General features: G+C 61.5%; 21 protein-coding genes. 8 read left to right on the top strand and 13 right to left on the bottom strand.

Translation table 11 applies throughout. From position 1 onward, the window contains the following. Window positions 1–39: 39 nt before the first annotated feature. The gene (locus tag AABM52_RS21930; RefSeq protein ID WP_347907942.1) at window positions 40–1284 is read right to left on the bottom strand and encodes a hypothetical protein; all 1245 of its coding nucleotides are present in this window, start codon (window positions 1282–1284) and stop codon (window positions 40–42) included. A 236-nt stretch (window positions 1285–1520) separates the two neighbouring features. Between AABM52_RS21930 and AABM52_RS21925 the strand changes: the two genes are divergently transcribed. Next, window positions 1521–2333 carry an alpha/beta fold hydrolase gene (locus AABM52_RS21925; RefSeq protein WP_347907941.1) on the top strand — a complete coding sequence of 271 codons (813 nt, stop codon included), beginning with the start codon at window positions 1521–1523 and terminating at the stop codon, window positions 2331–2333. A 94-nt stretch (window positions 2334–2427) separates the two neighbouring features. On the opposite strand, the gene dsbG is transcribed toward AABM52_RS21925, so the two are convergent. The 3 genes from dsbG to dsbD are packed head-to-tail and all read right to left on the bottom strand — an operon-like array spanning window position 2428 to window position 5761. Next, window positions 2428–3195 (bottom strand): thiol:disulfide interchange protein DsbG, encoded by a 768-nt coding sequence (dsbG, locus tag AABM52_RS21920; protein WP_347907939.1) that lies wholly within the window; start codon window positions 3193–3195, stop codon window positions 2428–2430. Beyond that, window positions 3171–4025 (bottom strand): TlpA disulfide reductase family protein, encoded by an 855-nt coding sequence (locus tag AABM52_RS21915; RefSeq protein WP_347907937.1) that lies wholly within the window; start codon window positions 4023–4025, stop codon window positions 3171–3173. Before AABM52_RS21915 ends, dsbG begins: the two co-directional genes overlap by 25 nt. After that, a complete protein-coding gene (gene dsbD, locus AABM52_RS21910) occupies window positions 4025–5761 on the bottom strand; it encodes a protein-disulfide reductase DsbD (protein WP_347907935.1) in 1737 nt (578 codons plus the stop codon). Before dsbD ends, AABM52_RS21915 begins: the two co-directional genes overlap by 1 nt. 154 nt (window positions 5762–5915) lie before the next feature. Between dsbD and AABM52_RS21905 the strand changes: the two genes are divergently transcribed. The 4 genes from AABM52_RS21905 (at window position 5916) to AABM52_RS21890 (ending at window position 9817) form a co-directional block, all read left to right on the top strand. Continuing rightward, window positions 5916–6596, top strand: a complete 681-nt coding sequence (locus tag AABM52_RS21905) for a response regulator (RefSeq protein WP_046040568.1) — start codon at window positions 5916–5918, stop codon at window positions 6594–6596. After that, the gene (locus AABM52_RS21900) at window positions 6593–7918 is read left to right on the top strand and encodes an ATP-binding protein (protein ID WP_347907934.1); all 1326 of its coding nucleotides are present in this window, start codon (window positions 6593–6595) and stop codon (window positions 7916–7918) included. Before AABM52_RS21905 ends, AABM52_RS21900 begins: the two co-directional genes overlap by 4 nt. A 189-nt stretch (window positions 7919–8107) precedes the next feature. Further along, window positions 8108–9508, top strand: a complete 1401-nt coding sequence (locus AABM52_RS21895; protein WP_347907932.1) for an aspartate aminotransferase family protein — start codon at window positions 8108–8110, stop codon at window positions 9506–9508. 81 nt (window positions 9509–9589) lie between these two features. After that, window positions 9590–9817, top strand: a complete 228-nt coding sequence (locus AABM52_RS21890; RefSeq protein WP_057713869.1) for an MbtH family protein — start codon at window positions 9590–9592, stop codon at window positions 9815–9817. 177 nt (window positions 9818–9994) lie between these two features. On the opposite strand, the gene AABM52_RS21885 is transcribed toward AABM52_RS21890, so the two are convergent. The 9 genes from AABM52_RS21885 to AABM52_RS21845 all read right to left on the bottom strand — a co-directional run bounded on the left by AABM52_RS21885 (window position 9995) and on the right by AABM52_RS21845 (window position 16999). After that, window positions 9995–10897 (bottom strand): zinc ABC transporter substrate-binding protein, encoded by a 903-nt coding sequence (locus AABM52_RS21885; RefSeq protein ID WP_347907930.1) that lies wholly within the window; start codon window positions 10895–10897, stop codon window positions 9995–9997. Beyond that, the gene (locus tag AABM52_RS21880; protein WP_347907928.1) at window positions 10898–11797 is read right to left on the bottom strand and encodes a metal ABC transporter permease; all 900 of its coding nucleotides are present in this window, start codon (window positions 11795–11797) and stop codon (window positions 10898–10900) included. Next, the gene (locus AABM52_RS21875) at window positions 11797–12657 is read right to left on the bottom strand and encodes a metal ABC transporter ATP-binding protein (protein ID WP_347907927.1); all 861 of its coding nucleotides are present in this window, start codon (window positions 12655–12657) and stop codon (window positions 11797–11799) included. The genes AABM52_RS21880 and AABM52_RS21875 overlap by 1 nt, the downstream gene beginning before the upstream one ends. Next, the gene (locus AABM52_RS21870) at window positions 12654–13580 is read right to left on the bottom strand and encodes a metal ABC transporter substrate-binding protein (RefSeq protein ID WP_347907925.1); all 927 of its coding nucleotides are present in this window, start codon (window positions 13578–13580) and stop codon (window positions 12654–12656) included. Before AABM52_RS21870 ends, AABM52_RS21875 begins: the two co-directional genes overlap by 4 nt. Before the next feature lie 35 nt (window positions 13581–13615). Beyond that, window positions 13616–14188, bottom strand: coding sequence for a DUF6162 family protein (locus tag AABM52_RS21865; protein WP_347907923.1), 573 nt, complete (start codon window positions 14186–14188; stop codon window positions 13616–13618). After that, a complete protein-coding gene (locus AABM52_RS21860) occupies window positions 14185–14514 on the bottom strand; it encodes a hypothetical protein (protein WP_347907922.1) in 330 nt (109 codons plus the stop codon). The genes AABM52_RS21865 and AABM52_RS21860 overlap by 4 nt, the downstream gene beginning before the upstream one ends. After that, entirely contained in the window at window positions 14511–15053 is a 543-nt protein-coding gene (locus AABM52_RS21855) for a thiamine pyrophosphate-binding protein (RefSeq protein WP_347907920.1), read from the bottom strand. Before AABM52_RS21855 ends, AABM52_RS21860 begins: the two co-directional genes overlap by 4 nt. Then, entirely contained in the window at window positions 15050–16252 is a 1203-nt protein-coding gene (locus tag AABM52_RS21850; protein ID WP_347907918.1) for a PepSY domain-containing protein, read from the bottom strand. The genes AABM52_RS21855 and AABM52_RS21850 overlap by 4 nt, the downstream gene beginning before the upstream one ends. 288 nt (window positions 16253–16540) lie before the next feature. Next, window positions 16541–16999: a VOC family protein gene (locus AABM52_RS21845; protein ID WP_347907916.1), complete on the bottom strand. Its 459-nt coding sequence runs from the start codon at window positions 16997–16999 to the stop codon at window positions 16541–16543. A gap of 289 nt (window positions 17000–17288) precedes the next feature. Between AABM52_RS21845 and AABM52_RS21840 the strand changes: the two genes are divergently transcribed. The 3 genes from AABM52_RS21840 to AABM52_RS21830 all read left to right on the top strand — a co-directional run bounded on the left by AABM52_RS21840 (window position 17289) and on the right by AABM52_RS21830 (window position 19638). Continuing rightward, window positions 17289–17558, top strand: coding sequence for a hypothetical protein (locus tag AABM52_RS21840; RefSeq protein ID WP_347907914.1), 270 nt, complete (start codon window positions 17289–17291; stop codon window positions 17556–17558). A 101-nt stretch (window positions 17559–17659) separates the two neighbouring features. After that, window positions 17660–18274 (top strand): LysE family translocator, encoded by a 615-nt coding sequence (locus AABM52_RS21835; protein WP_347907912.1) that lies wholly within the window; start codon window positions 17660–17662, stop codon window positions 18272–18274. 206 nt (window positions 18275–18480) lie between these two features. Further along, entirely contained in the window at window positions 18481–19638 is a 1158-nt protein-coding gene (locus AABM52_RS21830) for an aminotransferase class V-fold PLP-dependent enzyme (RefSeq protein WP_347907910.1), read from the top strand. The last annotated feature ends 32 nt before the right edge of the window (window positions 19639–19670 follow it).

The raw sequence follows: 19670 nt of genomic DNA, 5'->3' as shown, positions 1-19670 counted from the left end.
GTACGTCGAGACACAGAGTATCGACGTACTGTCAGCGGCTTACACGGGATTGGGTTCCCCCTTGTGCCAGACGGTCAGGTTATCAATAGATCCGTGGTCCGAACTCTCCACCACGATCTTATGAACCAATCGACCTTGCGAGTCCTGAAAATCCACCCAAGTCCCGCTTTCTGGCGTTCGCTCCCCAAGCGGTTCAATTCCGTCGCCAAAGAACTTGAAGGTCGCGCTCTTGTCGGTTGTCGCGTACGCAAATTTGATGCGGCTGCACTTCCATTTGAGCAGTAAATGTGCTGTTCGAGGCTGTCCTACTACACCTCCACAGCACAACGCCAACGCCTGCTTCTCAAGCATTCCGGGGATGTTTTCGGGGGGTGTTCGCACGACATGCAGCCCGATGCCCTTGTGAGAGTCTCGAGGCAATTCGAACTTCAAAAGACGCGTATCGATGAAATTGCCAGGTCCGAGATACTCTCTTGCCGGATAGCTTTCAAAGTCGTCGAACTCCTCAATTTCAGTCACCCGTAGCTTGGCAGTGGTGTGAAGTAACTCATGGGCGTTTGCCGGCAGTAGAGAAACCGACGGATCCACCGGTGGCGTCCCGTGTGCACCGTCGAACGTCACGGCCACATTCAAGGTGACGGATGAATAGTCCTCACAACCGGCCAGCCAGGTGCGCGAGAGATCCAGTTCAAATTCACCTCCAGACTCGGCTTCCTGAGTTGTCACGATGTGGTTTTCCAGCACCCAGGCGAAACGGTAGTTGTCTTCCTGATGCTCATTGCCTACTGCCAGTATCCACAAGCGCTGTCCGGCGGCGATGAAGGGCCACACCGGCAAGGCGATCCGGGCATCGCCGTTGAATAAGTGCATGTCCAGCCACCAATCGCCGTCTACCCATTCCAGGTCACAAAACTCAGGTGCTGGCAGGTCGTCAGGTTCAATCGTTTCGACCGTCAGTTCCAGCTTGTAGGATTCCTTCGTCTGATCGCCAAGTGTCGCGGTGTACCAGACGGACACGGTTTTACCAACACAGGCACCAATGACTGACGCATCGATCGGAATCACTACATTGCCAATGTCCCGGCCATCGACAACCGGCAGCGTTGGCCTGCCAGCCCCTGATGGTCCATCCCAATGCAGTTGAATCCTGTGTCGTTTGCGCATGCCTTCAAAGGCAACAGTGACCTTGGTGCCACTTATGGCCTCCAGGGGATAGAGCAGATTGTCACTGGTTGCGTTCTTGACCTTGGGGTACGGCAATTCCGGAGATTTCTTTTTAGCCACGGTAACCACTCCTGTCTGTTTATCGGCGAATTTGGCAGTGGTTAGATATGCTCTGAAAACAGGGTGGCGGCTACTGTCAGACTTGACAGTTCTAATGGCTAAAAAAAGCGCTTCCGACCAATGGCACCGGGAGCCTGCTCGCGATGGCGGTTATACAAACGCATACATTCCTGCGATTGACTGCGGTCCGTCAGCTGCTCAGTGTTCCGGTTCAACTTTTCCTGAGGAGACAGTCGATGCCCTTCGTAACGATAGACGGACAACCCCTTCACTACATCGATCAAGGCACCGGCCCGGCGGTACTGCTGGCTGGTAGCTACCTGTGGGACCAGGCCATGTGGGCGCCGCAGATTGCCACGCTCTCGCAGCAGTATCGCGTGATAGCCCTGGACCTGTGGGGGCATGGCCAATCCGGGCCATTGCCTGTCGGTACGGCATCGCTGGATGACCTGGCGCGTCAGGCATTGGTCCTGCTCGACCACCTGGACATCGAGCGGGTCACGCTGGTCGGTTTGTCGGTCGGTGGCATGTGGGGCGTGCGTCTGGCGTTGTCGGCAGCGCACCGGCTCAATGGCCTGGTGTTGATGGACACCTACGTCGGCGCCGAACCGGAGCCGACTCGCCAGTATTACTTTTCACTTTTGAAGCAGATCGAAGAGGCGGGTGTCATCACGCCAGCGCTGCTGGATATCGTGGTGCCGATTTTCTTCCGGCCGGGCATTGATCCGCAGTCGGCGCTCTACCGGGATTTTCATGCTTCCCTGGCGGCTCTACCCGCGGATCGCCTGCGTGAAAGTATCGTGCCGATGGGGCGGATTACGTTTGGGCGCGATGACCAGTTATCGCGTCTGGGCGAACTGGACGCCGCGATCACACTGGTGATGTGCGGCGATCAGGACAAGCCTCGGCCACCGAGTGAAGCCCGTGAAATGGCTGAGCTGATTGGCTGCCCGTGGGTGCTGGTGCCGGAGGCAGGGCATATTTCCAATCTGGAGAATCCGGAGTTTGTGACGCAAACCCTGCTGGCATTTTTGGCCGACAGAAGTTAGTCGAATCTACCGACGCCATCGCGAGCAGGCTCACTCCCACAGGTAATCGCCTATCCCTGTGGGAGCGAGCCTGCTCGCGATGGCGTCAGTGCTGTCACTTCGGCCCGAGAATCTTCGCCAGTTTGTCCGGCGTCGGCGCACCTTGCTGCTGTTGCAGATTACCCTTGTCATCCATGTAGAAAATCGCCGGCGTCGCCTGCAACTCCAGCTCTTCCATCAACTGCATGTTGGCCGCGAACTTTGCCTGAATCGCCGGCGGCACTTCCTTCAGGGCCTTGAGCGAACTGTCCTTGCCAGCGGCTTCGTGGTCCTGCAGGGCTTTTTCCGGGTCCTTGGCTGCGAGCAGTGCGGCGGATTTCCCCGGGCTGTCCTCGCGGATGATGCCCACCATGATGTGGCGCAACTGTACCTTGCCGGCCTTGACCCACGGCCGGGCCTGTTCCCAGAACATGTTGCAGTACGGGCAGTTCGGGTCGCTGAACAGGTACACCACACGCGGCGCATCCTTCTTGCCGTCGCCGATCCAGTTGCTGGTTTCGAACTTGGCCCAGACTTCCTTGGCCATCGGGGCATACACCAGTTTCTGCAAAGGTGCGCTGCTCAGGTCATTGCCCTCGGCGTCATACAGGTTGCCCAGCAACACGTGTTTGCCATCCGGGGTCAGGTACAGCGCCATGCCGCGGTTCTGGTATTGCGCGGCATAACCGCGCAAGCCGTCGGGGGCGTCGAACTGGCCGACGATTTTCGCGCCCTTGGCCTCGATTTTCTTGATCGCATCGGGCAACTCTTCGGCCTGCACCGATGGCAGGTGCAACAGGGCAGCACCGAGGCTCAGGGTCAGCAGGTGGCGGAGGCGGGGCATGGCAATTTCCTTGAAGAGGTGGCGGGTACGGTGTCGAAGTTTTCCAGGGCGCGGGCCAGGCTGGCCTCCGACAACTCGCCCAGATGGCTGCCCAGCAGGCGGCCCTCGGGGTTGTAGAACAGCGTAGTCGGCAATGCCATGGAACCGACGGCCTGGCTCAGGCGCCCGCTGCCATCGAACAGCACGTTGGACAGGCTCAGGCCCTGGGTTTCCAGGAAGGTTGCGACGCTTTGCATGCTTTCGGCCTGATTGACGAACAGGAACGTCAGGTCCGGCCGGTGTTGCTGGGCGTTTTCCAGCACCGGCATTTCCCGGCGGCACGGTGGGCACCAGGTGGCCCAGAGATTGATCACCAACGGGCCGCCCTTGTAGTCGGCCAGTTGCACGGTTTCGCCGGCGGCGTTGCGCAGGGTGATTTCCGGCAGGCGTGTGCCTTGTTCATAAATCGACAGGGAGAACGTCGCCAACAGCCAGAACACCAGGCCACTGGCCACGCCAAAGCCCAATGGACGACGCAGCCCCGGGCGACGCCAGCCGCGATACAGCGTGGCGAGCAAAACCACGACCACCCCCGGCCAGGCGAGAAAACCGCCATCGCGCAGGTCGATGACCTGCCACGGATCATTGCGATAGTGCACCCAATAGGCCGCCACGAAACTGATTCGGGCTGCCAGCATGCCCAGCAGGAACAGGCTGAACAGCACCGACTCGGGGTTTTCACCACCACGCTTGGCGACCCGCCAGCCGACAAAAGTGGCCAGCGCCAGCGCACTGATCAGCAGCAGGTGATTAAGCGCGATGGCAAAGGTGCCGAGGGTGAAGGTCAGCATTAACGGGCGTCTCGGGTGTCGGTCCAGCGTTGCAGGAAAGTATCGGCATCGACCTCGCCGGTGATGCGCTGGCTGCGACGCTCTTCACCGTCCGCGCCAATCCACAACAGGCTCGGTGGCCCTGGCACTTTGTAACGGCCGAGCAGTTCGCGGCTGGCGGCATTGTCGGCGGTGACGTCCAGTCGGAGCAAGCGCACATCGGTCAAGGCTTCGAGGACACGGGTTTTGCCGAAGACCTGTTTTTCCATGACCTTGCACGACACGCACCAGTCGGCGTAATAGTCCAGCAGCACCCACTGACCCTGAGCCTGTGCGGCGTCGAGTTCCCGCTGCAGTGCCTGCGGATCCTTGACGGTGGTGAAGGCATCGTGGCCAACCGGGACGGCGGCCACCGCCTGGTTCGAGGCGCGGTAGACCTGCAATGGCTTGAACGGATCATCACCGCCACCGGCCGCACCGATCACCAACAGGCCACCCCATAAACCGAGCAGCAACGAGCTGGCGCCAAACAGGTGCGCGATACGGCCAAAACCTTCCGACTGTTTCCAGGCGCTGTAGGCCGCGATCAACAGCAGCGCACCGCACAAGCCGACCCACAGGGATTCGTCCAGCACCGGGCGCAGCATCAACAATGCGGTGGCGAGGAACAGGAAGCCGAAAATGCCTTTGACCAGGTTCATCCAGGCGCCAGGCTTGGGCATGAAACGATTGCCGACGGTCACCAGCAGCAACAGCGGCACACCGATACCAATGCCCATGGCGAACAGAATCAACCCGCCATGCAACGCGTTACCGCTTTGCGCGATGTAGAGCAGGGCGCCGGCCAGCGGTGCGGTCATGCACGGGCCCACCAGCAGACCGGACAGTGCCCCCAGTACCCCGGCGCCGATCAGGTTGCCGCCGCGTTGGTTGCGCGAAACGTTTTCCAGGCGATCACGCACGGCTACCGGCAGTTGCAGTTCGAAGAAGCCGAACATCGGCAGCGCCAGCAGCACGAAAATCGCCGCGAAACTGCCCAGCAGCCAGGGGTTCTGCAACCAGGCTTGCAGGTTCGCCCCGAGAGAGGCGGCCAGGACACCCATTGCCGCATACACCAGCGCCATGCTGATCACGTAGCTGCTGGCCAGGGCGAATCCACGTTTGGGCGTGGCGCCGCTGCCGACGATCAATCCGGCCAGAATCGGCAGCATCGGCAATGAACAAGGCGTGAAGGCCAGCAACAGGCCCAGGCCGAAGAACAGCAAAAGGCTCCAGCCCAGCGCCCGTTGTTGCAGGCCGCTGGCCAGCGCCTGGTCGGGTGCTTCAGTGGCTGCATTCAGCGCATTGGCATTGCCGAGGTCCACGACTCTGGTTTGTGGCGGATAACACAAACCGGCATCGGCGCAGCCCTGGTAACTGACTTTGACCTGGCCGCTGGCCCCCGCCGGAATCTTCAGTTCCAGGCCCTGACGGTAGACTTGCTGCTCACCGAAAAACTCGTCGCTGTGGGCTTCACCTTCCGGCAATGCAGGATGCTGTTCGACAGGCAATCCGTCGAACTTCAAGCGTTTCTGGTACAGGTAATAGCCGTCGGTGATCTGCCAATAGAGCTGGGTTTCACCGGATTCCAGGCGTTCAGAAGTAAACGCGAAGGCGTTATCAACCGGGAGAAATTCAGGTTTGGTGTCGAACGGATTGGTTCCCGCCTGGGCCAGGCCCGCGATCATTAGGGTAAAAAGTAAAAACAGACGACGCATGGATAAGCCTTTGCCCTGTGCTAATGAGGTGCACAGTGGCGGGTGGCGATTAACCGATGATTAACCGCCCCGGCCTTGTGGCGTTGGCGCTTGCGGCATAATGTCGACTTAATCGGTCAACGGCTTAATAGGCTTTATTTCTACGAGGCTCCCCATGCACGTACTGGTTTGCGAAGACGATGAATTGATCGCCAGCGGTATCGTCGCCGGCCTGACCGCCCAGGGCCTGACCGTGGAACATGTCGCCACGGCGTCCGCCGCCCGGGCGATGCTCAAGGTGGCGGAGTTTGATGTCATGGTGCTCGATCTCGGCCTGCCCGATGAAGATGGCCTCAAGTTGCTGCAGCAGTTGCGTCACCATGGCCTGGAAATCCCGGTGCTGATTCTCACCGCGCGGGATTCGGTCACCGACCGGGTTGACGGCCTGCAAGCTGGCGCCGACGATTACCTGCTCAAACCGTTCGATCTGCGCGAACTCGCCGCGCGTTTACATACCCTATTGCGGCGGGTAGCGGGACGCAGCGTTAATCTGATCGAGCACGGTCGTCTGACCTACGACCCGAGCAGCCGCGAAACCACGCTCGCGGGGCAGCCGGTGGACCTGTCGCGTCGCGAGCAGTCATTGTTGCAGGCCTTGCTGCATAACCGTGGCCGAGTGTTGTCCACCGAACAACTCAAGGACAGCGTCTACGGTTTCAACGACGAGCTGGAAAGCAACGCCCTCAACGTCCATATCCATCACCTGCGGCGCAAGCTCGGCAACGGCATTGTCGAGACGGTGCGCGGCCTGGGCTATCGCCTGGGGCCGGCTGATGGCGGAGAAGAATCGAAGTGATGAGTCTGCGTTTGCGCCTGAGCCTGACGCTCGGCGCCGCATTTGCCTTGATCTGGGCCCTGGCCGCGGCCTGGATGCTCAGCGATTTGCGCAATCAAATGATGTTTTCCCTCGACCAGCGCCTGGTGGCGTCGGCACGCATGGTCGCCGGCCTGATGGAGCAACTGCCACCCGTGCCGAGCAAGGGCGAGGGCACCCATTTCAGCGCCGAACAACTGAACATTCCGGGTGGCATGGCCTGTCAGGTCAGCTCGTTGCGCGGTGAAATCCTCGCCCGCAGTCACACCGAGCCGCAGCAGACCCTGGAAGCCGAGAAGCTCGGTTTTCACGATCAGATGATCGACGGCGCGCCATGGCGCAGTTTTACACTGGCCCGGGGCGATCTGCGCATCACCACCGCCGACCGGCAGATCGAGCGCGAGGCGTTGAACATGTCGATCCTGCTGGCCGCTTCGGTGCCGGTGGGCGTGGCGCTGCTCGGTTGCCTGTGTTTGCTCTGGCTGGGCATCGGCCAGGGGCTGGCGCCGCTCAACCGCATGCGCGACGCCTTGATGCGCCGCAGCGCCGACTCCCTCGAACCCTTGCAGATCCAGCCGCTGCCCAGCGAGCTGCAACCCTTGCTGGAAACCCAGAACCAGTTGCTCCAGCGCATCGGCAAGACCATCGAGCGCGAACGTCGCCTGACCGGTGACGCCGCCCATGAACTGCGCAGCCCGCTGACCGCGATCAAGACCCACCTGCAAGTGGCGCGGATGACTGAAGGCAGCGCCCGGGACCAGTCCCTGGCCCGGGCCGAAGAGGGCGCCGACCGCATGCACCGGACCCTTGAACAATTGCTGTTGCTGGCGCGTGTCGAGGGCAGTCTGTCGTTTGACGACGGTGTGCAGTGCAACGCCGAGCAAGTGGCGAAACTGGCGATCCAGGACGCGGCGAGCGGCGATCGCCAGCGCATCAGGTTTCAGGCGCCGGGCAAGGTTTCCGCCGCGCCCGTACAAATGCCCGCCGTGCTGTCGATTGCCGCGCTGCGCAACTTGCTCGACAACGCACTGCGCCATACCCCCGCCGACAAAACGGTGGAGTTGAGCCTGGAAACCACCGGCAATCGCGTGCAGTTCGTGGTGCGCGACCATGGGCCGGGGATTGCCGAAGAAGATCTGCAACACCTGACCCAGCGCTTCTGGCGCAACGGCCAGAGCACAGGTTGCGGTTTGGGGCTGGCGATTGTCCAGGCCATCGTTCAGCGTTGCGGTTGCACGCTGCAGTTCGATAGTCGGCCGGACGGCTTGCGGGTCGAGCTGACGATGCCGTTGCAACCGGTCTGAAAAACACTGAAAACCCTGTGGGAACTGTGTTTGCCGTCGACTGTAACTTCTCTCCATCCGCCTAAATCCTTCCAGCGCTGATGCGTTTCCAGAACAGGAAAACCCGACAAGTGCGCCCCGTGACCGGAACGCGCACCTGCCCGGTGTGCAGTTTTGGTCACTATCCACAGCGTATTGAGGGGTCGAGAGATGTCAGTCGCTACCAGCCTTATCGAAGAGCAGCCGGCGACGCCCGCCGAGACGCTTTATCAATTCAACGAATCGCCGCTGCTGGCCCGTCAGAGCCGGCAGGAATCCAACGCCCGCAGCTATCCGCGACGCATTCCCCTGGCACTCAAGCGCGCCAAGGGCCTGTATGTCGAAGATGTCGAAGGCCGCACCTTCATCGATTGTCTGGCCGGAGCCGGAACCCTGGCTCTGGGGCACAACCACCCGGTGGTGATCGAAGCCATCCAGCAAGTGCTGAGCGATGAACTGCCGCTGCACACCCTCGACCTGACCACGCCGGTCAAGGATCAGTTTGTCCAGGACTTGTTCGGCTTGCTGCCACCAGCCCTGGCGGCTGAAGCGAAGATCCAGTTCTGCGGCCCGACCGGCACCGACGCCGTGGAAGCTGCGCTGAAACTGGTGCGTACGGCCACCGGCCGCAGCACCGTGATCTCGTTCCAGGGCGGCTATCACGGCATGAGTCAGGGCGCGTTAAGTCTGATGGGCAGCCTGGGGCCGAAAAAGCCCTTGGGTGCCTTGCTCGGCAGCGGCGTACAGTTCATGCCGTACCCTTACGATTACCGCTGCCCGTTCGGGCTCGGCGGCGTGCAAGGGGTCAAAGCCAACCTGAGTTACCTGGAAAATCTGCTCAACGATCCCGAGGCCGGCGTGCAATTGCCGGCGGCGGTAATCGTGGAGGTGGTGCAGGGCGAGGGCGGGGTGATCCCGGCGGATCTGGACTGGTTGCGCGGTGTGCGACGGATCACCGAGGCGGCTGGCGTCGCGTTGATCGTCGATGAAATCCAGAGTGGCTTCGCCCGCACCGGCAGGATGTTCGCCTTCGAGCATGCCGGAATCATTCCCGATGTCGTGGTGATGTCCAAGGCCATCGGCGGCAGCCTGCCGCTGGCGGTGGTGGTCTATCGCGACTGGCTCGACACCTGGCTGCCGGGCGCCCATGCCGGGACGTTCCGTGGCAATCAGATGGCCATGGCCGCCGGTTCCGCAGTGATGCGTTATCTGGTCGAACACAAGGTTTGCGAGCATGCCGCCGCGATGGGCGAACGCCTGGTCGAGCACCTGCGCATCCTGCAGCGGGACTTCCCGCAACTGGGTGACATTCGCGGGCGTGGCTTGATGCTTGGCGTCGAACTGGTGGACACGACAGGCGCGCTGGATGCCCAAGGCCATCCGCCGGCCTTCCCCCGCCTGGCACCCCTGGTGCAGCGCGAATGCCTCAAGCGTGGCTTGATCCTGGAACTCGGTGGCCGCCATGGCGCGGTGGTGCGCTTCCTGCCACCGCTGGTGATTACTGCTGCGCAGATCGATCGAGTGGCCGAAATCTTCGGTCGGGCTCTGGCTGCCGCCATCGCCAGTCTTTAAATTTTCCGCCCTGCGGAACGTTCTTTCTACATAACGGCTGCGCACACAGCGCAGCCCGCCCGAAAACGATGGAGAGACACCATGACGTCAGTATTCGACCGCGAGGACATCCTCTTTCAGGTCGTGGTCAACCACGAAGAGCAGTACTCGATCTGGCCCGACTACAAAGCCGTGCCACAAGGCTGGCGCACCGTGGGCAAAAGCGGGCTGAAAAAGGAATGCCTGGCTTATATTGAAGAGACCTGGACCGACATGCGTCCGTTGAGCCTGCGGCAGAAAATGGACGAGCAGGCGGCTGTGGCGCACTGATCCGTCATGCAAAAAGAAGCCCGCTGGACTGGTGACAGTCAGCGGGCTTTTTCAGGTCTGGGGTCTTGTGTCGCCTATCAGGCCGCCTTCGCGAGCAAGCCCGCTCCCACAGGGGACCGCATTTCAAATGTGGGAGCGAGCTTGCTCGCGAAGAACGATAACGCGGTCCAACCGAGGTTACACGCCACTAAGTCCTTTGATGACCAGATCCACATTCCCCTCCAGCTCAGCCACCGGATCCTCGGCATCGGTACTCAACATCACCAACCGGCTACCCGACCCGGCAATCACGGCTTTCAGCGCATCCGACGGTTGCCGGTGATGCAGCACCACCGCCACGTCATTGTCTTTGAGGGTTGTACCCAACTGCTTTAGCGCTTCGGGTGTCCACTCGGCATCGGCGCGTGCGTCCTGGCCGATCAATTCCAGATTGAGACTGCCGATCAGGTAACCGAAGTGATCGCTCAGGCTCATCACACTGAGGTTGTCCGCATTGGCCAACCGCGCTTCGCTGGCGGCACTGAACTTGAGCAAACGCTGTTTCAACGCGGCCAGGTTGGCGTCGATTTTCGGCTTGGCCTCGGGGGCCAGGCGCACCAGGTCCGCCGCGATCACATCGGCCATGCGCCCCATGTTATTGCTGGAGAACCACGGCTGACTGTTCAGCCCGTCGACCTTGTTGTCGGGTTGCACGGCTATGCCGGGCAGGGCGCCGTCCACCGGGCGGGCGGCATCGACTTCGACGATGCGGATATTGCTGCGCCGGGAGATCGGGTACAGCGGGTCATCCGGCCACAGTGAGCGCAGGCCGATCACCGCATCGGCACCTTCCGCCAGCTTGGCCAGCGCCGGGGCGCCACGGCCGGAGAAGTAGGCGGTCTGGCGGCTGCCGGGCAAATTGGCCGGCGCCGCGCGTTCGAGGCTGACATCGGTGCCCTTGAGCAAGACTTCACCCAGCCCATAGGTAATCGGCAAGGAGGCCAGCACACGCAGCGGTTTGCCGTTGTCGGCGGCCATGGTCGTCGTCGCCAGCCCGCACAGGGCGACGGCGAGGGTCAGTTGACGCAGTGAAAAAGTCATTTATGCAAGGTTCCCTTTCAGGCTGGGGAGGACGCCGCGCGCGAGGGCGGCCAGGGCGAAGGCGATGCCGGCCACGAGGATGATCGCGGCGCCGGACGGGATCGGCAGGTCGAAGACGATCGGCGCGAGAATCCCGCACAGGGTGCTGACGGTGGCGATCAGCACCGAACACCAGAAAAATCCCTTCAGCGATTGGCTGAGCAAGCGCGCTGCCGCCGCCGGAATCACCAGCAGGGCGCCCACCAGAATCGCGCCGATGACTTTCACGGCGGCAACGGTGATCAGCGTCACCAGAATCACGAACAGGTAATCCAGGGTCTTCACCGCCACCCCGCGCACCGCCGCCAGTTGTGGATTGAAACTGGCGAGCATGATGCGGTTGTACAAAGGCAAGGCCAGGGCCATGACCAGCGAACCGACGATGGCCAGCACCAGCAGGTCATTGCCGTTGACCGTCAGCACCGAGCCGAACAGCACGTTTTCCAGAATGTGCACGTTGATCTTGCCCGCCAGAATCAGCAGCAGGCTCGCGCCCAGGGCGAGCGAGACTGAGAGAAACACACCGATCAAGGTGTCCGGCGCCAAGCCGGTGCGGTTGCGCAGGTAGTTGAGCAGGATGCCGAACAGCAGGCAGTAGCCGAACAAGCTGCCGTAAGGCCCGGTGTAGGGTTCGCCGAGCAGGATGCCGATGGCCACGCCGGTCAACGCAGCATGACCGACCGCCTCGGAGAAAAACGCGAAGCGCTTGACCACCACCAGCGTGCCCAGGCCTCCCAGCACCGGGCCGATCAGCAGCCCGGCGATCAAGGCGTTGACCACGAACCCATAGGCCAGTGCTTCGGGCAGATAACCCGACGACGCCCAGCCCTGGACCATCAGGCGAAAAGCTTCGTAACTCATCAGGCAAGGCTCCGCGGGTGGGTCGAGAACAGGGTCAACAGACGTTCCGGTGTCAGCGCCTGTTGCGGCGAGGCGTCGAACAGCACCCGGCGATTGAGCCCGGTGACGTGATCGGCCAGACGCCCGACCGCTTCCAGGTCGTGCTCGATCCACAGCACGGTGATGCCCGCCGCTCGCCAGTCGCCGAGCAAGCGTTCGAACACCCGGATGCCGGCCTCATCGAGGGCCGACATCGGTTCGTCGAGCACCAGCAATTGCGGAGGCGGAATCAGCCCCTGGGCCAGCAACACCCGTTGCCGTTCGCCACCGGACAGCGCGCCCATGCGGCGTTTGCGTTTGTCCTGCATGCCGACCCGCTCCAGCGCCTCGCCAATCGCCGCGGCGTAGTGTTTGCTCAAACCGAGAAAGGCCGGGCGACGCTGGCACATGGCGGCCATGAAATCGTCGACGGTCATCGGCAAGCCCCGGTCGAACTCCAGCGCCTGTGGCACATAGCCGATGGTCCCTGGCTCGGCAGGCCACTGCAGGCTCAAGCGACCCTGGTGCGGCATCTGCCCGAGCAGGGTCTTGATCAGCGAACTCTTGCCACCGCCGTTGGGGCCGACCAGTGCGTGCACGCTGCCGGGGCGGACCTGAAAGGTTACGTTGTCGAGGATGGTGGTGCGCCCGAGGGTCAGGCTGACGTCAGCAAAATTCAGGGTCGGCCCGGGAACCTGTAGGAGCGAGCTTGCTCGCGATAGCGGTGTGTCAGTTGACGATGATGCAGACTGACCGGACGCCTTCGCGAGCAGGTCGAATCGTCGCACCGTCGCTCCCACAGGGGATTCTGCATCGGCCAGGATGGTTTCTTTCGATGTCATGCCCCCGACTCCTGAATTGCCCGCACCACGGTGTTGAGGTTGCCGGTCATTTCCTTTTCGTACTTGTCGGCGGTGTATTCGCCGTAGGAGATGTGCGACAGCGGATACAGCTTCACTCCGGACTCCCGCTGGATGGTGTCGACGTAAGTGGAAGGAAAGTCCATCTCCGAGAAGATCACCTTCACATCCAGCTCACGCAGTTGATCGATGGTTTTTTTCAGCTGGCTCGGGCTTGGCTCGATACCGTGGGCCGGCTCGACCACGGCCGTCACTTCCAGGCCGAACTCACGCAGCAGGTAGTCGTAGGCCGCGTGCACCGTGGCCACCCGCAGTTCGGCATTCGGTGCCTGGGTCAGTTTGGCCAGGGCGTCGGCGCGCATCTTGCGCAGGCGCTTGCCGTAGGCGCGGGCGTTTTCGGTATAGGTCCTGGCGTTGGCCGGATCGAGCTTGCCCAGCTCCCGGGCAATGTTGTTGACCTGGGCGATGGAAGCACTGATCGACAGGAAGGTGTGCGGGTTCACCACTTTGCCGGCGCCGCGCGCTGCCACGCCGGTGGCGGCCAGCAGGGGTACGTTTTCGTTTGCTTCGATCACCGGGACCTTTGGGGTTTCGCTGGCGGCGATCATGCGGTCGGCGAAGTCGTCATGGCCGACACCGTTGAGCACGATCACGTCCAGCTCGCTGATGCGCTTGATGTCTTCGGCGCGGGGCTCGTAGGCATGCGGATTGAAACCGGCCGGAATCAGCGGCACCACCTCGGCCTTGTCGCCGACGATGTTCGCCACGTAGCTGTAGTAAGGGTGCAGGGTGATGCCGATGCGCAGGCGCTTGGCTTCGTTGGCGCTGGCCAGTGAGGGCAGCAGGCAGGCGAGCAAGCCGACCAGCAGCAGGCGCAAAAAACAACGGTGAGATGAATTGGGCATGGGAAAGCGGTCTTCTCTCGGAAAAAGGCGAGGGTTCAGTGCCGGTGCTGGCGGGTCACGCCGGCATCGAATTGCGCGACGACCTGCTGCCAGCCGGCGCTTTCGAGCGCGGCGTCGCTGAGGTCGACAGGGGGCGTGAGCTTGCTGGCGCGGTTGAGCCAGATGTCCGGTGCATCATTGGCTGCGGCCAGGCGCATCAGGAATGAACCGGCGACCGTCGGCGTCTGGCTCTGGCCGAAATAGGCCTTGGCGTCGAGCAATTTCCAGGCATGGCCGCCCCGGCTGACGGAGCTGGCGTCCCGGGCAAACGGCGCAAACCCTTCCTCGGCCAGCGCCTCGGGAGTCGGAAGCGCTTGCTGTTCCTGGCGCAGCAAATGAATCTCGTCTAGCGTCACCCGCAAATCGGCGTAGATACCTTGCTCGGATGCACTGAGGTCACGGCGCGCATCCAGTTGATGGCTGCTGACGCTGCTCACCTCATGGGATTCACCGCGCCAGAGCACCACCGAGCCGGCCACCGCCAGGATCATCAGGCACAGCAGCAGAACGTAGAGGGTTTCGTGACCGGCCCCGGCCGGGCGCACGACTTGGGTCGTTGGAGTGCTCATGGTGCCTCGATGTCCGCTTGGTCGATTTCCACGACGTGACCGGGGCCGGCATCGAACAGCACATAGAACTCGGCGCCGGGCTTCTTGAAGGTCAGGGTCGAGTCAGCCCCGAGTTTGCCCGGCACCAGGATGGTTTCGTCGTAACCGATCACATCGAGCGTCACGCCCGGAGCGCCGCTGCCGTCGGAGAAACCGCCGGTGCACTTGATCTGTTCGGCGTCGATGGCCTTGCATTCACACATCGGGTTGTGGGCCAGGGCGCTGGCGCTGAAGCCAGTGCAGAGCACCAGCAACACGGCGTTGAGCGGGTGAAGAGGGTTGATCATGGTGTGCCTCCTTGTTTGTTCAACCAGGCGATAGTGGCGGGGGAGGCCTGGCTCAAAGGAATGGATGCCTGATGCATGGCACCGTCCCAGCCTTCCATGGTGATCCACAGTTCGGCGTCGGCCCTGGTCTTTTCCGGGACGGGCAGCGAAGCGCCCATGCGGTACGGGGCGCCGAAGAAAATCACCCCGGCGGCGCGCAGGCTGCGGGGCTTGCCGATGCGCAGGTAAGTGGCCTTGACCTGGTCGATACAGGCCTCGCACAGCGCGGCGTTGAAACCCTTCATGTAGCCGGCGGGGCCTTCGAGCATCGGGGCTGAATTACGCAATTCCGCCAGGCGCAGGCTCCAGGGACCGACCCGGACTTCGCCGACCTCCCGCTCGCCAAGGCCACTGTCGCCGCGCATCAATGCCTCGTCGGCGAAGTACTTGGGCATGAAGCCGAGTGGAATCAGCAGCAACAGGACGTTCAGGTGAAAGCGCCATTTGTGCCAGAACACACTCAGGCGCGAGGGTTGCGGGGCTGCAATGTCTTTGCTCACAGTTCGACCCCCGACACTTCGTTGTTCGTGGCCGGTTGCACCGCGGTGTCGCGCTGTTTCTTGTTGCTGCGTTTGAAGGCATTGGCCGTGGCCAGCGCCGTGCGCTTGGTCCAGATCAGCAGGCCGCTGAGCACCATCATGCTCAGCAACAGGCCGAAGAATGCCCAGATCAGCTTGATCCACAGTCCGCCGAAATCGCCGGTGTGCAGCGGGCGCATGGACTCGGTGACGAACTCCAGGGCCGAACGGTCCGAGATCAGGCGCGAGGCAGCGATTTCGCCGTTGTACGGGTTGATCGTGGCGGTCTGGAACATCAACGGATACCAACCGCGTCCGCCGACATCCAGATGGCTGTAGGCATTGCCCGGCAGGCTGACGAAACTGGCTTCCAGCCCGGAAATTTCCTGGGTGGCGATTTCAATCGCGCGATCAAGATCGATACGCGGCGGGGGCGAGCCATCGGGTGACAACGGCACCGCTTCACGGGACATCGCCGGGATGATTTTTTCCGTGGAAATGGAAATCTGGTTATCGGACAGCAAGGCCTGGATCAGGAACCAGGTGCCGGTGATGGAAATCACCGCGATAAACCAGATCGACCAGATGCCGCTCAAACGGTGAAAGTCGCCCCAGAAAATCCGCGCGCCGTGGCGAATACGCAGGGTCGGGCGGAAGAAGCCTTTCCAGAAGCGTTTGTAGACCACCAGCCCGGTGATCAGCGAAGACAGCAAGGGCAGGCCTAGAAACGACACCAGGTACCAGCCCCAGCTGTAACCATTGGTGAACGGCACTAGCCACCAAGCGTGCAGGGCGCGGGTGAAGGCGCGGAAGTTGAACTCCGGCGCGACACCCTGGATCACGCCGCTGTACGGATTGACATAAATCACCACCGAGCGCCCGTCGGGGTAGCTGACTTCGACATCCAGGGCGAAGTGCGACTCGTCGGGGCGACTGATGCTCTGTACCACAGTCTGCGGTTCGGCCCTGTTGATGGCTTCGAGGACCTGCTGATAGCTGAGTAGTGGTGCATCGTCCGAGGGCTGGCTGGCGCGCATTGGCGGGTTGGCCAGCCAGACGATCTCCTGGCTGATGACGGCCAGGGTTCCGGTCACACAGACGATCAGCACGAAAAACCAGATCGGCAGCGCCAGCCAGCTATGGACCAGGAACCAGATTTTTGAACGGGACTTCTTTGACATGTTGGAGGTCTTGGTTCGATGAGAGGCAGCTCGGCTGCGGGCTTCGCAGGGATGAGCGCCCTGAAGGTCCAGTCGTGGCTTTTGCCTACGCGAAAGGACTGCATCTATGTAGGACGGATGAGCAGGGGAAATCCCGAAAGGGGAAATGAAAGAAAATGTTTCTCATTGCCGACCGTTGTGGGCGGGCTTGCTTGCACAAGTGATCAGCAAGTCGGCGGTGCTGATGAAGGCGGGGCCCCTAGGGGAGCGGGCCTGCTCGAGAAGAGGCCCGCTCCAGCACCCGGGATTTCAACCCTGGGCAAACATCTCCTTGGCCCGTTGCTCAATCTGTTCCTGAGTCAGGTCTTCCTTGCGTGTGGCCAGGAACCACAGGTGCCCGTAGGGATCCTTCAAGGTCCCGGAACGGTCGCCGTAAAACTGATCCTTGACCTCGGATACAATGGTTGCGCCAGCATCGATCGCCTGTTTGTAGGACTTGTCGACATCCGTCACGTACAAATGCAGACCCACGGACGGCGAATTGTCCGGATTGCTCAGCGGCCCTTGATCGCACGGTGTACCCAGCATGATCGGGCAATCGCCGATGCGCAGTTCAGCGTGGCCGACACTGCCACCGGGCATGTCCAGGCGCATGATTTCAACGGCGCCAAAGGCTTTTTTGTAGAACGCGATGGCTTCGGCGGCTTTGTTGATGCCCAGATAGGGGGTGACGCTGTGATACCCCTCTGGAATGGGTTTGACGCTCATGATGGATCTCCCTGTTGTTGTTTTGTGAATAGAAAGTATCTGTGCCGTTGTACGGCCGAATAAATATAGGCCAGCCTCTTTCGCCTCACCGAGTGCCCGACGAGCAGTAGCGCCATATAAATGCCATCAATTCGGCTCCAGCCAGTGCGCTCCCGGGCCGCGCTCTCCCGGCACATCGACAATGATCGCCATCTCTCGATAGCCACTATTGAAAGCGTTGATTTCTGCTGCCCGGGAGGCGCGGGTAGCCTGTGTTCATTGCCTCGAACCCAGTCGCCAGGACGCCAAAATGAAACCGATGATTGCCACTTTGCTGATGCTCGCCGTCTCCGTACTCGCCGGATGTGCCAGCCATGTTTCTCCTGAGCTTCGGCCTTACACGGCTGAAGAAAGCAAGGAACTGGCACTGGAGGCGCTGAACCGCCGCGGTCTGTCCTTCGACGAATACCATGCAAAAAAAGCCGAACTGCTCGGCCAGCCGAAAAAGTCGTTCAACTTCGACAAGCAGGGTGAAATGAACGCCGGGCGATCTGTACAGCTTCACGGTCGTCCAAGCTGAATCGAAACTGTACTGCTCCAAGTTTTGCGTAACTGTCCATGGGTTTCGCCCAAGGTGTGCGATAGGGTCAACACCTGACTGACCCTGACGGACTGACACCCATGACGCTCTCACTCGACCTGCTGCTGGGCTTCGCCCTGTTTGCCCTCGTCACCTCGATCACACCCGGCCCGAACAACACCATGTTGCTGGCATCCGGGGTGAACTTCGGCTTCAATCGCACGATTCCGCACATGCTCGGCATCACTTGTGGCTTCTTTGTACTGGTGGTGGCGGTCGGCTTTGGCCTTGGCGCGGTGTTCCAGACTTACCCTTTGCTCTACACCGTGCTGCGTTATGTGGGGGCGGCGTATCTGCTGTATCTGGCGTGGAAAATCGCCCATTCCGGGCCCATGTCGGAGAGTCAGCAGGGCGAGGCGAAACCGATCAGCTACATGGGTGCCGCTGCGTTCCAGTGGGTCAACCCCAAGGCCTGGATCATGGCCATTGGCGCTATCAGTACCTACACGCCGATGCAGGGTTATTTCACGAATGTGATTGTGATCGCGGCCGTCTTTGCGATCATCAACCTGCCGAGCGTCGGTGTCTGGGCGGCTTGCGGCACGCTGTTGCGCAACGTTCTGAAGGATCGCCGCTGGCTGCGCCTGTTCAATTGGGGCATGGCCGCGTTGCTCGTGGGTTCGCTGTATCCGCTGTTGCTTGAAAGCTTTAGCTGATGCATTGCTTCAACCGGTTACCCGATGCCTGTTAAGCTGACTTTTCAGGAGCGTTCCTACGCACTTTTAAATGAAGTAATTCTTCTTTAACGGCATCCGATCAGGTATTGGTAACGTTCTGAAAACAGCGCGCAGCTCACAAGGCTGCGCTTTGCCGTTTGCAGTCACGAGCTTCCTGATCCCGGAACACGCTCTGCGAGTCTTTTATGAATAAACGTCCGTTGTATTTCGATTACGCCGCCACCACGCCGGTGGATGAGCGGGTCATCAAGGTGATGGTCGAGTGTCTGGGCTTTACCGGCAATTTCGGCAACCCGGCCTCCAGCTCCCACGTCTTCGGCCAGCAGGCCCGGCAATCGGTCGAACAGGCGCGACGCCAGGTCGCCGAACTGGTCGGCGCGACGCCCGGGCAGATCGTCTGGACCTCCGGCGCCACCGAATCCAACAACCTCGCGCTCAAAGGCGTGGCCCAGGCCCGCGGCACTGGTGGCGGCCATATCATCACCAGCCAGATCGAACACAAGGCCATCCTTGATACCGCCAAACAACTGCAGGATGCCGGTGTTGCCGTGACTTATCTGGTGCCGGACGCCGAGGGTCTGATCACCGCGCAAGCGGTCAGCGAAGCCATGCGCGAGGACACCTTCCTGGTCTCGCTGATGCTGGTCAACAACGAACTGGGCACCCTCAACGACATTCCCGCCATCGGTCAGGTCGTGCGTGATCGCGGCGCGTTGTTCCATGTCGACGCCGCACAGGGCGCGGGCAAAGTGGCGATCGATCTCGGCCAGTGGCCGGTGGACCTGATGTCGTTTTCCGCGCACAAGCTCTATGGCCCCAAAGGCATTGGCGCGTTGTACGTCGGTCCGCGTGCACAACAGCGTTTGCAGGCGCAGATCCATGGAGGCGGGCATGAGGGCGGCTTGCGTTCCGGTACCCTGGCTACCCATCAGATCGTGGCCATGGGTGCGGCCTTTGCACTGGCGGCGGCTGCGTTCGATGAAGAGAAAGCCACCATCGTGCGTTTGCGTGAACGCTTGCTCGAACAATTGCAGAGCGTTCCCGGCGTGCGACTCAACGGCAGCCCGACCCGGCGTATTCCCCATACCCTGAGCCTGACCTTCAACGAAGGCGAGTTCAACCCGGCGGCCTTGCTGGCATCGATCGCGTTTTCCGCGACCTCGGCCTGCAATTCCGCGAGCAATGCCCCATCCCATGTACTGCTGGCCCTGGGGCACGATGCCCGCTCGGCCGGTCGCACCATCCGCTTGAGCCTCGGGCGTTTTACCACCGAGCAGGACATCGACCAGGCGGCTCAACTGATCAAGGCGGCCTGCGCCAGCGCTCCGGCATTCTGGCAGTAAGGCGACGAACTGTCGGCGCTGATCGGCACTCA

Origin of the sequence: Pseudomonas grandcourensis (genome assembly GCF_039909015.1) — a bacterium.
GTDB classification, from domain to species: Bacteria; Pseudomonadota; Gammaproteobacteria; order Pseudomonadales; family Pseudomonadaceae; genus Aquipseudomonas; species Aquipseudomonas grandcourensis.
This window is presented reverse-complemented; position numbering and strand designations above follow the sequence as displayed.

Bases quoted from the DNA above. Each gene is read 5' to 3' on its own strand.
- AABM52_RS21925 (WP_347907941.1), top strand. From the start codon at position 1,521: ATGCCCTTCGTAACGATAGACGGACAACCCCTTCACTACATCGATCAA.
- dsbG (WP_347907939.1), bottom strand. From the start codon at position 3,195: ATGCCCCGCCTCCGCCACCTGCTGACCCTGAGCCTCGGTGCTGCCCTG.
- AABM52_RS21915 (WP_347907937.1), bottom strand. From the start codon at position 4,025: ATGCTGACCTTCACCCTCGGCACCTTTGCCATCGCGCTTAATCACCTG.
- dsbD (WP_347907935.1), bottom strand. From the start codon at position 5,761: ATGCGTCGTCTGTTTTTACTTTTTACCCTAATGATCGCGGGCCTGGCC.
- AABM52_RS21905 (WP_046040568.1), top strand. From the start codon at position 5,916: ATGCACGTACTGGTTTGCGAAGACGATGAATTGATCGCCAGCGGTATC.
- AABM52_RS21895 (WP_347907932.1), top strand. From the start codon at position 8,108: ATGTCAGTCGCTACCAGCCTTATCGAAGAGCAGCCGGCGACGCCCGCC.
- AABM52_RS21890 (WP_057713869.1), top strand. From the start codon at position 9,590: ATGACGTCAGTATTCGACCGCGAGGACATCCTCTTTCAGGTCGTGGTC.
- AABM52_RS21885 (WP_347907930.1), bottom strand. From the start codon at position 10,897: ATGACTTTTTCACTGCGTCAACTGACCCTCGCCGTCGCCCTGTGCGGG.
- AABM52_RS21880 (WP_347907928.1), bottom strand. From the start codon at position 11,797: ATGAGTTACGAAGCTTTTCGCCTGATGGTCCAGGGCTGGGCGTCGTCG.
- AABM52_RS21875 (WP_347907927.1), bottom strand. From the start codon at position 12,657: ATGACATCGAAAGAAACCATCCTGGCCGATGCAGAATCCCCTGTGGGA.
- AABM52_RS21870 (WP_347907925.1), bottom strand. From the start codon at position 13,580: ATGCCCAATTCATCTCACCGTTGTTTTTTGCGCCTGCTGCTGGTCGGC.
- AABM52_RS21865 (WP_347907923.1), bottom strand. From the start codon at position 14,188: ATGAGCACTCCAACGACCCAAGTCGTGCGCCCGGCCGGGGCCGGTCAC.
- AABM52_RS21860 (WP_347907922.1), bottom strand. From the start codon at position 14,514: ATGATCAACCCTCTTCACCCGCTCAACGCCGTGTTGCTGGTGCTCTGC.
- AABM52_RS21850 (WP_347907918.1), bottom strand. From the start codon at position 16,252: ATGTCAAAGAAGTCCCGTTCAAAAATCTGGTTCCTGGTCCATAGCTGG.
- AABM52_RS21845 (WP_347907916.1), bottom strand. From the start codon at position 16,999: ATGAGCGTCAAACCCATTCCAGAGGGGTATCACAGCGTCACCCCCTAT.
- AABM52_RS21840 (WP_347907914.1), top strand. From the start codon at position 17,289: ATGAAACCGATGATTGCCACTTTGCTGATGCTCGCCGTCTCCGTACTC.
- AABM52_RS21835 (WP_347907912.1), top strand. From the start codon at position 17,660: ATGACGCTCTCACTCGACCTGCTGCTGGGCTTCGCCCTGTTTGCCCTC.
- AABM52_RS21830 (WP_347907910.1), top strand. From the start codon at position 18,481: ATGAATAAACGTCCGTTGTATTTCGATTACGCCGCCACCACGCCGGTG.